Source organism: Christensenella tenuis, assembly GCF_014287795.1.
GTDB lineage: Bacteria > Bacillota > Clostridia > Christensenellales > Christensenellaceae > Christensenella > Christensenella tenuis.
Genome location: NZ_JACOON010000007.1, coordinates 45,285 through 60,087, shown reverse-complemented (window position 1 = coordinate 60,087; position 14,803 = coordinate 45,285). Strand labels below are relative to the sequence as shown.

The following is a 14,803-nucleotide window of genomic DNA, read 5'->3' as shown; positions in this document are numbered from 1 at the left end:
CCTATGTTTATTGTAGGGGGTGGTTTAATGAATGTCAATATGAAAGGCTTGCAGCGGGCAAGTCTTTTTTGAGAAACGGAACGGCAAGGAACCTTTTTTGCCGCGTGAAAGAGCCGCTGAACCGCAAAGCATAATCCGCCGCTGCGGTTTTTTGCATTGCATACGCGGCGACGAGCGGAAATATACCGCCCGCCGCCTGGTTTATATGAACCCGCGCGCCCGTTCAGGCAAGCGCATTTCGAGCGATGCGGGCAAAATTAATACGGAAGGAAAAGCCGGGGCGGGCCGTATGAATGAAAATTTCCGGGGAAACGGGCAACGAGCCTCCCGCATACTTTATAATGGATGAAAGAGGCATATTATGTTGACACGTTTTTGATACTTTTGTATACTTAACCTATGCAAGGAATGTCAGAAATGACATTGTCATGGAAGTCAGGTGTGAATCCTGCGCAATCCCGTTGCTGTAATGCGGAATATCTTTTCAACTATGCCACTGATTGCTTTGATTGGGAAGGCGAAAAGATATGATGAAGCTAAGCCAGAAAACATGCCGTTGCAGTTGAATGATTTTGTTCTGCGTGGATACAGAAGCAAGTTTACGGTAATTTTATGTTGATGTAATCCAATGCAATTGTATTGGATTTTTTTTATTGCTTACACTATTTTTTCAGCGCAGAGAAAGGGTGACTTATGATATTTTCGAAAAAAGAGCGTAATATTACCGCGCTCCTGGCCGCGGTGAGCGTCTTGTTTGCGTGGCAGGCGCAGGCCGGGGCGATGCATATCATGGAAGGATATCTGCAGCCTTCCTGGGTGGTTGTATGGAGCGTACTGTGTATTCCCTTCATTGCAGCCGGCTTTTTCTCTATTAAAAGAAATATCTCCGGTTCGCATAAAAAGCTTGTGCTTTTTGCACTATGCGGGGCATTTGCCTTTGTGCTGTCAGCGCTAAAAATACCGTCTGTTTCGGGAAGCTGTTCCCACCCGACGGGGGTAGGCCTTTCCGCCATCCTTTTCGGGCCGTTTGCAACTTCGGTCATCGGGCTTATTATTCTGGTATTCCAAGCGCTGCTGCTTGGGCACGGAGGAATCACAACATTAGGCGCAAACACATTTTCCATGGCAATTGCAGGCCCCCTGGTTTCTTTCGGAATATATAAACTTTGCAAAAAAATGAAAATAAATTTGAGCGTGGCGGTTTTCCTCGCGGCCTTTTTGGGAGATCTCATTACCTATATAACGACTTCTTTCCAGATGGGAATGGCGCACCCGGGTACGAGCCTGATGGAGTCTGTTATAAAATTCCTTGGGATTTTCGCCGTAACGCAGCTTCCGCTGGCTGTTGTGGAAGGAATATTGACGGTGGTGATCTTCGGGGTGATTAAAAAATACAGGAAGCCGGAACTGGAAGAACTTCGCGTACTATAAGGGGGGAAAACGGCATGACATTATTTAAGAGAAATCTGATTCTTATTGTGATAGCGGCTGTGATTATCATTATTCCCCTGATTCTTTATTCAGGCGGAGGCGCTGAATTTGCTGGGGCGGACGGACAGGCCGAGGAGGCAATCGGCGAGATCGACCCCAATTATGAGCCGTGGTTTAGCGGGATAGAGCTTCCGAGCGGAGAAGTGGAATCTTTTCTGTTTTGCGTGCAAGCGGCAGCGGGTTCCGGAATTATTTGTTTTATCCTTGGCAGGATGACCGCAAAGCCAAAAGCGGATGAAGCGGATCAAAAGAAAGACAAGAAACCAAAAGAGAGCAAACGATGAAGATAGACAATATTGCGTACCTATCTAAAATTGCAAATGAAGATCCTAAAAATAAGATGTTCACCGGCATCCTTTTGCTGTTGCTTTGTATTTTTGCGGATTCTGTTATTGCCTCGGTTGTGGTGATAGCGGTTATGGCAATTTTGACGGTAAGCAAAGCGAATATATCGCTCAAAACATACGGAAGGCTCATGCTGATTCCGCTATCTTTCCTCATTATCGGAACCCTTACTATTTTTATAACCGGGCACGACAGCAATGCCGGATTATATTTTTCGATGCAGATAGGGGACCGGTTTTACGGAATGGACAGGGATTCACTGGTTTATGGACTCCATCTTTTTCTGCGGGCTTTGGGGGCGGTTTCCTGTATGTATTTCATATCGCTCAATACGCCTGTTAACGATATACTTCTTGCTTTTCACAAAATGAGGCTTCCAAAGCTTCTTATTTCACTTGCAGAAATGATATACAGATATATTTTTGTACTTTTAGACGAAATGCATAAAATGAAGGTGGCGCAGGCTTCGCGCCTCGGGTACCAGAATTTTAAAAGCGGGATAAAATCAGCGGGAACGCTTGTTGCAGCGCTCTTTTTAAGGACATATTTAAGATGCGACAGAGTGTACTGCGCCCTTGAATCCCGCGGCTATGACGGTGAAGCGAAAGCGCTGCCCAAGACTTATGAGAATCATAAAACGTGGCTTGCCGCAGGTATACTGCTTGGAGTGGGAATCATCATTACGGCATTTGTGGAAAGGCATTTCATTCCATGGATATAATCAAAACCGAAGGGCTTTCCTATTGCTATGAAGAAAATTCATATGCACTAAAACAAATCAGTATTACAGTCCCTAAGGAAAAAACGACTGCTTTCCTGGGAGGAAACGGCGCGGGGAAATCTACCTTCTTTTTGAACCTGAACGGTGTTTTTACACCGACAGAAGGAGAGGTGTATTTCAAAGGGGAAAAAATAAATTACAAAAGCAAAAAAGTGCTTCGCGAGCTTAGAAAAAAAGTAGGTATTGTGTTTCAGGACCCGAACGACCAGCTTTTTTCGGCTGACGTATTAAGCGATATATCGTATGGCCCCCTCAACCTTGGCTGTTCGGAGGAGGAAACAAAGGCCATCGTTGAGGACGTTGTAAAATGGCTTGCGATCGAGGAATTTTTGGACAAACCGACACATGCGTTAAGTTTCGGACAAAAGAAGCGGGCCGCACTGGCGGGAGTACTTGCCATGAGGCCGGAGGTGATTATACTCGATGAGCCGACGGCCGGACTCGATCCGTCGGGCGTAAGCGAAATGCTCAAGCTCCTGAATCAGCTAAAGAAGGAAAAAGGACTTACAGTGATGTTATCGACCCACGATATCGATATGATCCCGCTGTGCTGTGATTATGTTTATGTTTTTGACCATGGGAAGGTTGTGATGGCGGGAGAATGCGGAGAGGTATTTTCCCAGCCTGAAAAATTGCGGGAACATAACCTGAGGCTTCCAAGATTATCACATTTAATGGAAATCCTCCAAAAAGAAGATGGGTTTGACGTAGACGTGCGAGCGGCGACAATTTCCGAAGCCAGACGGTCCATCAAGGGGCTTTTTTGATATGAGAGAAATGTTCGTTATTAAAAACGGAAAAAAACTCAGGTGCGGGTATACTACGGGGACGTGCAGCGCCGCTGCGGCGGCAGGGGCGGCCTTGCTGCTGTTGAAGGGCGAGGAACCACGAACGCTAAGGGCGAAGCTGCCTTCCGGAAAAGCCGCGGAGCTTGCGCCCGCGGGCTGCGGGCTGCGGGAGGGAAGGGCGTTTTGCAGCGTGATTAAAGACGGCGGAGACGACCCGGATGTGACCAACGGAATCAAGATTACGGCGTTTGTATCGAAACGAAAAGACGGCATTATTCGCGTTTTTGGCGGGGCCGGAATTGGAACCGTTACGCAAGACGGCCTGAAATGCCCGAAAGGGGGAAGCGCAATCAATCCGGTTCCCCTGAAAATGATCTCGCAAAGCGTGCGGGAGACTGCTGAAAAATGCGGATATGCAGGAGGGCTCGACGTAGAGCTGGAGGCTGAAAACGGAGAGCGTATCGCGCAAAAGACATTTAACCCCCGGCTGGGAATTGTGGGAGGCATCTCTATTCTTGGGACAACGGGAATTGTAGAACCCATGAGCGAGCGCGCCGTGATAGAAACCATTAAAACCGAAATTGAAAAATATGGCGCTGAAAACAGGCAGGCGATTTTGTTTAATGCGGGGAACTACGGAAAGGCCTTTTGCCGTGAAAAAATGGGGCTCGACCTTGCCAGGGGAGTAAAAATTTCCAATTATTTCGGTGAGGCAATCGATCATGCTTTGTATTGCGGGTTCAAGGAGATTTTGATTATTTCCCATATCGGGAAAATTTCAAAACTCGCGGCGGGAGTTATGAATACGCATTCCTCCGTTGCGGACGCGAGGGCAGAAGTGTTTGCCGCGCATGCGGCACTGTCCGGCGCAAACAAGGAAACGGTACGTGAAATTATGCAGGCCCTGACCACGGCGCAAATGATAGAAATTTTGAAAAAAGCAGGACTGGAAAAAGAAACGCTGCTGTCCGTCGGCGAAAGTATATTACAGAAAATAGGCGCTCGAACAAAGGGTGCGGCCAGATGTGAAATTGTTGTTTTCGATAACGAAGAACATACCGTCTTTATTTCAGGCGGCGCGGTTGAGCTTGCGGAGAAAATATCATTTTAAGGAGTATGAACAGTGACTAAGGGAAAGTTTTACAGTGTAGGAACCGGGCCGGGCGATCCAAAGCTTTTAACGGTTGCAGCGCTTGAAACCATAGAAAACGCGGATGTAATTGCAGTGCCGGACAGCGGGAACGGAAAAAATGCCGTACTCGAGATTGTGACAGAATATGTTGGGGAAAAGAATATTCTTTATTGCCCGATGGCGATGACGCGGGATAAGGAGAAACTGGCGCGGTGCCACGAGGACTCCTGCAAAATGCTGCAGGCCGAACTTGACGGCGGAAAAAATGTAGCCTTCTTAACGCTGGGGGATCCTTCCGTTTATTCGACGACGATGTATGTCCACAATATGCTCAAAGAAAAGGGATATTCTACAAAAATGATTCCCGGCGTGACCTCTTTTTGCGCCGCAGCCGCGGCGCTTGACCTTTCCCTATGTGAAGGCGGACAAGCGCTCCACATTCTTCCGGCATCTTATGGAGGCACAGAAGAAGGGCTTGCGCTCGATGGAAATAAAGTGCTTATGAAATCGGGAAAAAGCATTCTTAAGGTCAAGAAGTTTGCCAATATGGAAAACAATGAGGTATATGCAGTCGAGAGGTGCGGTATGGAGGGCGAAAAAATTCATACTTCCCTCGATACGATAGACGAAACGACAGGATATTTTTGCGTGATGATCGTAAAGGAGAAAGAGCAATGATACATTTTATCGGCGCGGGGCCGGGCGCGGCAGACCTTATTACCCTGAGAGGGAAAACGCTGCTTGAAGAAGCAGACATTGTAATTTATGCTGGATCGCTGGTGAATCCGGAACTTCTTTCCTATACGAAAACAGATTGTACGGTTCTCAACAGCGCTAAGATGACTTTGGAAGAAGTGATTGATGTGATGCGCAGGGGGGAACAGGAAGGAAAAACGACGGTTCGCCTGCACACGGGCGACCCGTGTATTTACGGCGCGATCCGGGAACAGATGGATGTGCTGGATACGCTTGGGCTTGTTTACGATGTTGTTCCGGGGGTAAGCTCTTTTATCGGCGGCGCTGCGGCGCTTCAGGAAGAACTTACGCTGCCCGGCGTCAGTCAGACGGTGATCCTGACCAGAATGGAGGGCAGGACGCCGGTGCCGCCCAAAGAAAATATAAGCCTTCTTGCAGCGCATCATGCCACAATGGTCATATTCCTGACCTCCACGATGCTGGATGAACTTTCCAAAAGGTTGATAGAAGGCGGATATGAGAAAGACTGCCCGGCGGCGATTGTGTATAAAGCAACGTGGAAAGATGAAAAAATCCTGAGGACAACGGTTGGAGAGCTTGCAAATACGGCGGAGGAGCATGGGATCCATAAAATGGCATTGATTTATGTGGGCGGTTTTTTAGGCGGCAAATATGAACGGTCTAAATTGTATGATCCGTCGTTTACCCATGAATACAGGACGGCAAGCAAATGAAACACGCGGTGCTGTTTTTCACGCAGAGCGGCGAAAAAGTTGCCGCCGCCGTAAGGGAGGGCCTCGACGCGGTCGTTTATGATAAAGGGAAGGAAAGCGCTGCGGAGTTTGTTAAAAATAACTGGGAGCACTGCGAAAGCTTTCTTTTTATTGGCGCAGCCGGGATTGCCGTGCGCCTAATCGCCCCATTTATTCGCGCAAAGGATGAGGATCCCGCCGTTATTGTGATAGACGACATGGGAAAAAATGTGATTCCGATTCTTTCGGGGCACCTTGGAGGGGCAAACAGGCTGGGAAGAGCCATCGCACAAAAGATTGGCGCAGCATGCATCCTTACCACCGGAACGGATATCCATGGTGCTTTTGCCGTGGACACATGGGCCGGGGAAAACGGCTGCGTCATCGGAAATATTCAAAATATCAAACATGTTTCCGGCGCGCTGCTGAGGGGGGAAACGGTAGGCTTTTATTCCGACTTTGAATTTGAAGGCTCTCTGCCGGAAAATGTGCAAGAGGGAATGTTCCCACATGGAATATGCCTTTCCCTGACAGAAAGCAAGCGTCCTTTTCCTATAACGCTCAATGTGATACCGAAAATTGTTACGATAGGAGCCGGATGCAGGAAGGGAACGGACAGCACTGCCTTTGAACGGTTTATCTGCGATATGCTCTTTGACTGCGATATTAGCCTGAAGGCCGTAAAGAAAATGGCGACCATTGACCGGAAGCAAGAAGAAAAAGCCATTTTGGATTTCTGCCGGAAGTTCTCTATTGAACTTGAAACGTTTACGGGAGATGAACTCATGCGCCAAAAAGGCGAATTTGCAGCCTCGGAATTTGTGAAACGGATTGTGGGCGCGGATAACGTATGCGAGAGAAGCGCTTGGGCCTGCGAACAGGGGGAAAAAGTCTATCTGAAAAGAAAAACGGCGAGGGCAGGGATGACGGCTGCAATCGTTGCGGAAGTACGGAGGTTTGGGTTTTGAATATAGTGATGGCAGGAATTGACTACAGGACTGCCGGTATTGAGATAAGGGAAAAGTTTTCTTTTACGAAGAAAAAGTTGGAAGCGGCATATGCCAGGATTTTAAAAAATAAAAGTATATCGGGGTGCATTATCCTTTCAACCTGTAACCGAACGGAGATTTACCTTTCCTGTACCCGCGGATATAGATGCAATGCTTTTTCAGTCCTATGCAGTGCCGCGGAAGCTTGTGAACAGGAGAACCGGAAATATGCAAGGATAGAGAGCGAAGATATTTTTTCCTATTTATGCAAGCTGTCATGCGGCATTAAATCGCAAATATGGGGAGAAGACCAAATTATATCGCAGGTTAAGGACGCACTTTCCTTTGCACGCGGATGCAATGCGACGGACGCTTATCTCGAGGTGCTTTTCAGGCTTGCAGTTACCGGCGCGAAAAAAATAAAAACAACAGTAAAATTTTCAGGCGAAAATTATGGGGTATGCGACAACGCAACAAAACTAATCGACAGCAGCCTGCGCAGAAGTGGAAAAATCCTCGTGATCGGCAATGGAGAGATTGGAAAGCTGATGGCGTTATCCCTTATGAAAAGCGGGTATGACGTAACGATGACGCTTCGCTCTTATAAAAAAGGAAAAGCGATTCTGCCGGAAGGAGTAAAGACGGTCGATTATGCGAAGCGGTACGGCGTCATGGAACGGTTTGATTGCGTTGTGAGCGGAACGCTGAGCCCACATTTTACGATAGAGAAAGAGCCGTTTGCGCAGCTTTTACACAAACCGAAAATACTGGTAGACCTTGCCGTGCCGAGGGATATTGAAAAGAGAATCGGGGAAATACAAGGGATTTCGCTTTTTGATATTGATATGATAGGCAAGGATATTATTTTGGAAAGCCATGCGGGCAAACAGGAAGAAATTGACTTGATTGTAAAAAAATATAAAGATGATTTTGAAAAATGGATTTCCTATAAGGAGAAAATGGTAATTTGAAAAAGATTTATATGGTGGGTCTTGGCCCGGGGAAAAGAGAGGCCATGACCTATGAAGCAGTAAACGCAATCCGGGAAAGCGACGTTATCGTTGGCTATGATTTTTATGTGAAGCTGATTGGCGACCTTGCGGCGGGAAAAGAGGTTTTCTCTACTCCAATGAAGAGGGAACTGGAGCGGTGCAGGGAAGCGCTGGAATTTGCTTTGCAGGGAAAGACCGTCGCTTTTGTGTGCAGCGGAGATGCAGGCGTCTACGGCATGGCGGGCATTATGATGGAAGTGGCCGCAGGGCACCCAGAGGTTGAAATAGAAGTTGTATGCGGGGTAACGGCGGCTTGCTCTGCGGCAGGCGTTATGGGAGCGCCATTGATACACGATTTTGCGGTGATTAGCCTTTCCGACTTGCTTACGCCATGGGAAAAAATAGAAAAGAGACTCGATTTTGCCGCCAAGGCAGACTTCGTGATCTGCCTGTATAACCCATACAGCAAAAAGAGAACCGGCCACCTTGCCCGGGCGTGCCAGATCATGCTCAAAAGCAAAAGCGCCGATACCAAATGCGGATATGTGAAAAATATTGGCAGGGAAGGCGAGTGCCATGTTCTTTGTACTTTAGAAGAATTGAGAGACCAGAAACTCGATATGTTTACAACGGTGATCGTGGGGAATAGCGAAACGGTGGTGCTGAACGGGCGGCTTGTAACGCCGAGGGGTTATCAGAATAAATGAAAGTCCTGATTTTTGCGGGAACGACGGAAGGCAGAGAGCTGCTGGAATTTTGTGAAAAAAACGGAATAGACGCCTCTGCCTGCGTTGCAACCCAATATGGCAAAGAGCTTATGGAGGGGAATGAGCACATTATATCCGGCAGGAAAGATGAAGAGGAAATTATCTCTCTGCTGCAAACGGAAGACTTCCGGCTGGTGGTAGATGCGACGCATCCGTATGCCTCGGCGGTTACGAGAAACGTCCGGAAAGCCTGCGCGCGTACGAACGTAAGATATATAAGACTCCTGCGGGATGCGGAAACGGCAGAGGATGCGGTTTATTTCAGGGACATCAGGCAGGCGGCGGAGTATTTGAGCGGTACGGAAGGGAACATTCTTTGTGCAATCGGCGCAAAAGAGGTAGAACAGCTTTGTGTACTTGCGGAGTACCAAAAACGCGTTATACCAAGAATTTTGCCCGCTGGGGAGAGTATAGAAAAATGCCGAAGGCTCGGCTTTGAAAACGTGATCGCAAAAAAAGGACCGTTCTCCGTGGAAGAAAATGAGGCGGATTTAAAACGGTACCGCTGCAGTTACCTTGTTACCAAAGAGTCAGGCAGTGCGGGCGGTTTTGGTGAAAAAGCGGAAGCGGCCAAAAAAACGGGCGTCCGGCTCCTCGTAATAGAAAGACCGGCAGAAAAAAATGGTATTTCAAAAAAAGAGGTGGAAACTATTTTGACAGAATGTAAGGAAGCAAAGGGATATTTTCCGCTGTTTGCCGATATACGCGGGAAGAAGGCTGTCGTGGTGGGCGGCGGTGAGGTTGCAAGCAGGCGCGTAAAAACGCTTTGCCGCTTTGCTTTTGAGATTGTCGTGGTTTCAAGGTCGTTTTCAAAAGAAATGACGGAGCTTGCAAAGCGGGGCAGGATACTTGCCAAGCAAAAGGAATTTGAAGCGGAGGATATTGAAGGTGCTTTTTTGGTAGTGGCAGCGACTTCTGACCGGGAGTTGAACCAAAAGATCGGAGAAGCCGCGAAACGGCAGGGTATATTTGCCAGCATTGCCGATTGCGCTGAAGAATGCAGCTTTTATTTCCCGGCGATTGCGGAAACGGAGAACCTAACGGCGGGAATCGTGGGGAGTGGCAAGAATCACGGGGAAGTGAAAGAAGCCGCGCAAAAGGTAAGGGAGTGTTTGTATGATTATAAGAGTGGGCAGTAGGGCAAGCAAGCTGGCGGTGATCCAGTCGCAGATTGTGATAGATAAAATCAAAAAATTATTTCCCGACATCCGGACGGAGCTTGTAACCATGAAAACGGCAGGGGACCGTATACTGGACAAAACGCTCGACCAGATCGGCGGGAAAGGCCTATTTGTCAAAGAATTGGATAGAGCGCTGACCGAGGAACGGGTGGATATTACGGTGCATAGTTTAAAAGACGTTCCTATGGTAGTGCCGGAAGAAATACCGATATGCGCTGTGCTGGAGCGGGAAGACCCACGGGATGCGCTTGTTTTGCCAGAAGGAAAGGAACGGATGGAAAGAGACAGGCCGATTGGCTGTTCGAGCCTAAGGCGCACTTCGCAGCTTGAGAATCTCTATGAAGGATGGAAAGTAAAGCCGGTACGGGGAAATGTGCTCACTCGCCTTGAAAAGCTGGACCGGGGAGAATATTCGGCGCTGATATTGGCCAAAGCAGGTTTGTCGCGGCTTGGGATTGCCGGAAGGATTGCAAGAATTTTTGGACCGGATGAAATGATCCCGGCAGCATGCCAGGGTATCATTGCCGTTCAGGCAAGAGCGGGTTATGCGCGGGAAGTCATGCAAGCGCTGAACGACAAAGACAGCATGATTATGGCCCAGGCGGAAAGAGCGTTTGTACGTGCACTGGACGGTGGGTGCAGCGTTCCAACGGCGGCTTATTGCGAAGTGCTGGAAAGCGAAATCCGGCTGACCGGATACTATATAACGCCAAGCGGGAATAAGCTGGTCAAGACCATGACCGGCCCCGTACAGGAGAGCAGGGCCATTGGAATTAATCTGGCAATGCAAATGAAAGAGGAAAGTTAAATGGCTGGAAAAGTATATTTGATCGGGGCAGGCCCGGGGGATGCAGGCCTTCTTACGGTGAAGGCGCAAAAAATTCTGGAAAAAGCAGAAACGATAGTATATGACAGGCTGGTGGGAAAAGAAATTATCGATATGCTCCCGGAGGAGGCCATACTTATTGATGTGGGAAAAAATGCAGGAAACCATCCCGTCCCGCAGCAGGAAATCAGTGAACTTTTAGCGAAGCTGGCAAAAAAGGGCGATGTTGTGCGTCTTAAAGGCGGGGACAGCTTTGTTTTTGGAAGAGGCGGAGAAGAAATAGAGACGCTGAACCGATACGGAATCGCCTATGAAGTTGTACCGGGGATAACGTCTGCGATTGCCGCGGCGGCATATGCAGGCATTCCCGTTACCCACAGGGATTTCTGTTCCTCGCTCCATATCATAACCGGCCATAAAAAGAAAAATGAAAAATTAGATCTTGACTATCAAAGCCTCGTTGGAATAGGCGGAACGCTTGTTTTCATGATGAGCGTTTCAAACGCAGGGGAGATTATGGAGGGATTATTGGCTGCCGGGATGGAGCCGGATATGCCTGCCGCCGTCATAGAGAACGGAACGAAAGCGAACCAGCGGAAATTTATTGCTGACGTCGGAAGGATTGGGAGCGTTATTCAGCAGAATGAAGTCGTTTCGCCCGCAGTTATCCTCGTTGGAAAAGTCTGCCTGCTATCCGGTCAAATGGATTGGTTTTCAAAATTGCCGCTTTTTGGCAGGAAAATCGTCGTTACACGGCCGAAAGACCGTGCTGGCGTACTGTATGAAAAACTGAAGGCACTGGGAGCGGACATTACCAGTATGCCGGCTGTGGAAACGGTTCCCTGCGATTTCCCGATGCCTGATCTTAACCGGTATACGGCGCTTATATTTACCAGCCCGGCGGGTGTGAATGCATTTTTTTGCAGGCTTTTGAAAACCGGGGACGCGCGGATGCTTTACGGGAAAACAATTGCGGCCATTGGAAATGCAACGGCAAAAGAGATGGAAAAATATGGGATAAGGGCCGATTTTATACCAACGGAATACAGCGGAGAAATTCTTGCAAAGGAACTGGTAGCGACACGGACGGTTACAAAAAATGATAGGCTCATTTTACTGCGCGCGCGGCAAGGATCGGACGACTTACCAAAGATCCTGGAACAAAATGAGATACCGTTCGATGAAACGGCTGTGTACGATATCCTTTACAGGGAAAACGCCCTGCCAACCGCAAAAGGATATGATCTTGTTACATTCACCAGCGCAAGCTGCGTGAAAAGTTTCGTACGCGGAACTACGGATCAGGACTTTAACGGTGTGTCTGCCCTTTGTATCGGAAAACAGACGGCACGCCAGGCGGAAGCGCTTGGATTTGATGTTATTGTTTCAAAGCAGGCGTCGATAGACAGCATGATAGAAGCTGCTCTGGAATACTTTGGCGCATAACGGAGGAGAAAAATGATAGAGAGACCGAGAAGACTGAGAGCAAACAGGGACATAAGGGAAATGGTACGGGAGACCCATCCGAACGCCAAAGGACTGATTCTGCCTTTGTTCCTGAAAGAAGGAACAAACGAAAAAGAACCGATTGGCTCTCTTGAAGGGCATTTCCATTTTACACCGGACAGAGTAAAGGAAGCAATAGACGAGAGCCTCGAATGCGGTGTAAATAAGGTGATCCTGTTTGGAATCCCGCAAGAAAAAGATGAGGTCGGAAGTGGAGCTTATGCACCGGATGGCGTGGTTCAGCAGGGAATCCGGGCGATTCGGGAAGCGTACGAAGACAGCGTATATATTATTACCGATGTTTGTATGTGTGAATACACCTCTCACGGACATTGCGGAATTTTAAACGGACAATATGTGGATAATGATAAAACGTTAAAATATATTTCCAAAACAGCGCTTTCCCATGCACAGGCGGGCGCGGATATGGTCGCGCCCTCTGACATGATGGACGGGCGGGTCGGCGCTATCAGGGAGGCGCTTGATGAAAATGGTTTTGAAAACACAGCGATTATGTCTTATGCAGTGAAATACGCTTCGGCGTTTTACGGGCCGTTTCGCGACGCGGCAGGATCTGCCCCGAGCTTTGGAGACCGGAAATCCTACCAAATGGATTACCACAACGTACGGGAAGCGGTTAAGGAAGCCCGTCTTGATGAGGCAGAGGGAGCGGATATTATCATGGTGAAGCCCGCCCTTTCGTACCTGGATGTGATTGCCAAGGTACACGAGAATACGGTTTTGCCAACAGCGGCTTACAGTGTCAGCGGGGAATATGCCATGATAAAAGCAGCGGCAGAAGCGGGTTTGGTAGATGAATACGGTATTGTGTGCGAAAGCGCGCTTTCAATTTTCCGAGCGGGAGCAGATATTCTTATTTCCTATTACGCGAAAGAAATCTGTGAAGCCATCAGGAAAGGAGATATATAAGCAATGAACCCAAAATCAAAAGAATTGTTCGAAAGAGCCCAAAAGGTGATTCCCGGCGGGGTAAACAGCCCGGTAAGGGCATTTGGAGCCGTAGGAGGATCCCCGAGATTTATAAAAAAGGCAAACGGCAGCAGGATGACGGATGAAGATGGCAATGAATATATCGATTATATAGGTTCGTGGGGGCCTATGATTTTAGGACACCGCAATGCGGAAGTGGAAGAAGCGGCTGTAAAAGCCGCCCGGGACGGACTTTCGTTTGGCGCGGCTACGGAAATAGAAGTTGAGATGGCAGAGCTTGTTTGCGATACCGTTCCCTGCGTGGAAATGATTCGGATGTGTTCGAGCGGAACGGAAGCAGTGATGAGTGCCTTGCGGGTCGCCCGGGGATTTACAGGCCGCGAAAAAATCGTAAAATTCCGTGGATGCTATCATGGGCATTCAGACGCCATGCTTGTTACGGCAGGCAGCGGAGTGCTCACGGCGGGCCGGCCAGACAGTGCGGGAGTAACGAAAGGAACGGCGAAAGATACGCTTCTTGCCGACTATAACGATTTACAAAGCGTAAAAGATATTTTTGAATGCAATCGGGGAGAAATTGCGGCGGTCATTGTAGAGCCGGTGGCGGCAAATATGGGAGTTGTATTGCCGGAGGATGGCTTTTTGCAGGGCCTGCGGGATATCACGCAGGAAAATGATGCGGTGCTGATCTTTGACGAAGTGATCACAGGTTTCAGGCTCGCGCCGGGAGGGGCGGCAGAATATTTTGGTATCATGCCTGATCTCGTTACCTATGGGAAGATCATTGGCGGAGGAATGCCGGTGGGCGCCTACGGCGGGAAAAAAGAAATTATGAAATGCGTTGCACCCGTAGGGGCCGTCTATCAGGCGGGAACTCTTTCCGGCAATCCGGTTGCGATGGCGGCAGGGCTGAAAACGGTGCAGATCCTTAAGAACAACACCGGTATCTACGCAGAGCTGAACAAAAAGGCACAAAAAATTGCGGGCGCTTTTTCTGAAAAGAAAGGAATTGCCACAAACCAGATCGGTTCGCTCCTGAGCGCGTTTTTTACAGATAGCCGGGTAAAAGACCTGCAGACGGCAAAAACGAGCGATACTGAAAAATATGCGGCTTATTTTAACCATATGCTGAAGAACGGAATTTATGTGGCGCCCGCGCAATTTGAGGCGATGTTCCTTTCCGCTGCGCATACAGACGAAGATATTGAAAAAACAATATTGGCGATTCAGGAATTTTAAGGAGGAAAATATGAACGGAGTATTGATTCTTGCACACGGAAGCAGAAAAAAGGATACGGAAGAAACTTTTGAAAAGATTGTCGGGATGGCTGCGAAAAAGGTGGATACAGTCATTGAATCGGCCTACATGGAATTTTCGGAAAAAAATATTGAAAAGGGTCTGGAGAACCTGCTGCAAAAAGGCGTAACACACGTCAAAATTGTTCCCTATTTCCTTTTTTCGGGAATGCATATCCATAAAGATATTCCTGAAGAAGTAGAAGCCTTCCTGAAAGATAAGCCAGAAGTTACCTATGAGATGGGTAAAACGCTTGGTACGGATCCAAGACTTGCAGAGATTCTTGCAGATAGGATTATGGAGTAAGCT

The 14,803-nt window shown here is 48.3% G+C and carries 16 protein-coding genes and 1 riboswitch; all 16 genes read left to right on the top strand.

What is annotated here, in order from left to right:
- Positions 1 to 387 precede the first annotated feature (387 nt).
- Positions 388 to 573: riboswitch (cobalamin riboswitch) on the top strand.
- Positions 574 to 693: 120 nt separating this feature from the next.
- From H8S18_RS12665 to H8S18_RS12590, 16 genes are read left to right on the top strand one after another with little or no spacing between them, the layout of a single operon-like run.
- On the top strand, positions 694 to 1,431 hold the full coding sequence (locus tag H8S18_RS12665; RefSeq protein WP_186858642.1) for an energy-coupling factor ABC transporter permease: 738 nt from the start codon (positions 694 to 696) through the stop codon (positions 1,429 to 1,431).
- A 14-nt stretch (positions 1,432 to 1,445) separates the two neighbouring features.
- The gene (locus H8S18_RS12660; protein ID WP_186858641.1) at positions 1,446 to 1,775 is read left to right on the top strand and encodes an energy-coupling factor ABC transporter substrate-binding protein; all 330 of its coding nucleotides are present in this window, start codon (positions 1,446 to 1,448) and stop codon (positions 1,773 to 1,775) included.
- Positions 1,772 to 2,557, top strand: coding sequence for a cobalt ECF transporter T component CbiQ (cbiQ, locus tag H8S18_RS12655; RefSeq protein ID WP_186858640.1), 786 nt, complete (start codon positions 1,772 to 1,774; stop codon positions 2,555 to 2,557). The genes H8S18_RS12660 and cbiQ overlap by 4 nt, the downstream gene beginning before the upstream one ends.
- Positions 2,548 to 3,384 (top strand): ATP-binding cassette domain-containing protein, encoded by an 837-nt coding sequence (locus H8S18_RS12650; protein ID WP_186858639.1) that lies wholly within the window; start codon positions 2,548 to 2,550, stop codon positions 3,382 to 3,384. The genes cbiQ and H8S18_RS12650 overlap by 10 nt, the downstream gene beginning before the upstream one ends.
- A 1-nt stretch (position 3,385) precedes the next feature.
- Positions 3,386 to 4,516: a cobalt-precorrin-5B (C(1))-methyltransferase CbiD gene (cbiD, locus tag H8S18_RS12645; protein WP_186858638.1), complete on the top strand. Its 1,131-nt coding sequence runs from the start codon at positions 3,386 to 3,388 to the stop codon at positions 4,514 to 4,516.
- Between the two features lie 12 nt (positions 4,517 to 4,528).
- Complete coding sequence (gene cobI / locus H8S18_RS12640; protein ID WP_186858637.1) at positions 4,529 to 5,215, top strand: precorrin-2 C(20)-methyltransferase; 687 nt, start codon at positions 4,529 to 4,531, stop codon at positions 5,213 to 5,215.
- Positions 5,212 to 5,967 carry a precorrin-4 C(11)-methyltransferase gene (cobM, locus tag H8S18_RS12635; protein ID WP_186858636.1) on the top strand — a complete coding sequence of 252 codons (756 nt, stop codon included), beginning with the start codon at positions 5,212 to 5,214 and terminating at the stop codon, positions 5,965 to 5,967. Before cobI ends, cobM begins: the two co-directional genes overlap by 4 nt.
- Positions 5,964 to 6,953 carry a cobalt-precorrin 5A hydrolase gene (locus H8S18_RS12630; RefSeq protein ID WP_186858635.1) on the top strand — a complete coding sequence of 330 codons (990 nt, stop codon included), beginning with the start codon at positions 5,964 to 5,966 and terminating at the stop codon, positions 6,951 to 6,953. Before cobM ends, H8S18_RS12630 begins: the two co-directional genes overlap by 4 nt.
- 5 nt (positions 6,954 to 6,958) lie before the next feature.
- Positions 6,959 to 7,945: a glutamyl-tRNA reductase gene (locus tag H8S18_RS12625; protein ID WP_330598783.1), complete on the top strand. Its 987-nt coding sequence runs from the start codon at positions 6,959 to 6,961 to the stop codon at positions 7,943 to 7,945.
- A complete protein-coding gene (gene cobJ, locus H8S18_RS12620; protein WP_186858633.1) occupies positions 7,942 to 8,673 on the top strand; it encodes a precorrin-3B C(17)-methyltransferase in 732 nt (243 codons plus the stop codon). Before H8S18_RS12625 ends, cobJ begins: the two co-directional genes overlap by 4 nt.
- Positions 8,670 to 9,872, top strand: coding sequence for a precorrin-6A reductase (gene cobK / locus H8S18_RS12615; protein ID WP_186858632.1), 1,203 nt, complete (start codon positions 8,670 to 8,672; stop codon positions 9,870 to 9,872). The genes cobJ and cobK overlap by 4 nt, the downstream gene beginning before the upstream one ends.
- Positions 9,850 to 10,722, top strand: coding sequence for a hydroxymethylbilane synthase (hemC, locus tag H8S18_RS12610; RefSeq protein ID WP_186858631.1), 873 nt, complete (start codon positions 9,850 to 9,852; stop codon positions 10,720 to 10,722). Before cobK ends, hemC begins: the two co-directional genes overlap by 23 nt.
- On the top strand, positions 10,723 to 12,186 hold the full coding sequence (gene cobA, locus H8S18_RS12605; RefSeq protein WP_186858630.1) for a uroporphyrinogen-III C-methyltransferase: 1,464 nt from the start codon (positions 10,723 to 10,725) through the stop codon (positions 12,184 to 12,186). It abuts the gene before it with no gap.
- Between the two features lie 12 nt (positions 12,187 to 12,198).
- A complete protein-coding gene (gene hemB / locus H8S18_RS12600) occupies positions 12,199 to 13,176 on the top strand; it encodes a porphobilinogen synthase (protein WP_186858629.1) in 978 nt (325 codons plus the stop codon).
- Between the two features lie 3 nt (positions 13,177 to 13,179).
- Positions 13,180 to 14,436 (top strand): glutamate-1-semialdehyde 2,1-aminomutase, encoded by a 1,257-nt coding sequence (gene hemL / locus H8S18_RS12595; RefSeq protein WP_186858628.1) that lies wholly within the window; start codon positions 13,180 to 13,182, stop codon positions 14,434 to 14,436.
- Between the two features lie 10 nt (positions 14,437 to 14,446).
- Entirely contained in the window at positions 14,447 to 14,800 is a 354-nt protein-coding gene (locus H8S18_RS12590) for a sirohydrochlorin chelatase (RefSeq protein WP_186858627.1), read from the top strand.
- Positions 14,801 to 14,803: the final 3 nt, after the last annotated feature.

What these genes read in the sequence shown, in the direction of transcription:
- cbiQ (WP_186858640.1), top strand. Translation starts at nt 1,772, where the DNA reads ATGAAGATAGACAATATTGCGTACCTATCTAAAATTGCAAATGAAGAT.
- H8S18_RS12590 (WP_186858627.1), top strand. Translation starts at nt 14,447, where the DNA reads ATGAACGGAGTATTGATTCTTGCACACGGAAGCAGAAAAAAGGATACG.
- H8S18_RS12665 (WP_186858642.1), top strand. Translation starts at nt 694, where the DNA reads ATGATATTTTCGAAAAAAGAGCGTAATATTACCGCGCTCCTGGCCGCG.
- hemB (WP_186858629.1), top strand. Translation starts at nt 12,199, where the DNA reads ATGATAGAGAGACCGAGAAGACTGAGAGCAAACAGGGACATAAGGGAA.
- cobM (WP_186858636.1), top strand. Translation starts at nt 5,212, where the DNA reads ATGATACATTTTATCGGCGCGGGGCCGGGCGCGGCAGACCTTATTACC.
- H8S18_RS12650 (WP_186858639.1), top strand. Translation starts at nt 2,548, where the DNA reads ATGGATATAATCAAAACCGAAGGGCTTTCCTATTGCTATGAAGAAAAT.
- hemC (WP_186858631.1), top strand. Translation starts at nt 9,850, where the DNA reads ATGATTATAAGAGTGGGCAGTAGGGCAAGCAAGCTGGCGGTGATCCAG.
- cobK (WP_186858632.1), top strand. Translation starts at nt 8,670, where the DNA reads ATGAAAGTCCTGATTTTTGCGGGAACGACGGAAGGCAGAGAGCTGCTG.
- cobA (WP_186858630.1), top strand. Translation starts at nt 10,723, where the DNA reads ATGGCTGGAAAAGTATATTTGATCGGGGCAGGCCCGGGGGATGCAGGC.
- hemL (WP_186858628.1), top strand. Translation starts at nt 13,180, where the DNA reads ATGAACCCAAAATCAAAAGAATTGTTCGAAAGAGCCCAAAAGGTGATT.
- H8S18_RS12660 (WP_186858641.1), top strand. Translation starts at nt 1,446, where the DNA reads ATGACATTATTTAAGAGAAATCTGATTCTTATTGTGATAGCGGCTGTG.
- H8S18_RS12630 (WP_186858635.1), top strand. Translation starts at nt 5,964, where the DNA reads ATGAAACACGCGGTGCTGTTTTTCACGCAGAGCGGCGAAAAAGTTGCC.
- cbiD (WP_186858638.1), top strand. Translation starts at nt 3,386, where the DNA reads ATGAGAGAAATGTTCGTTATTAAAAACGGAAAAAAACTCAGGTGCGGG.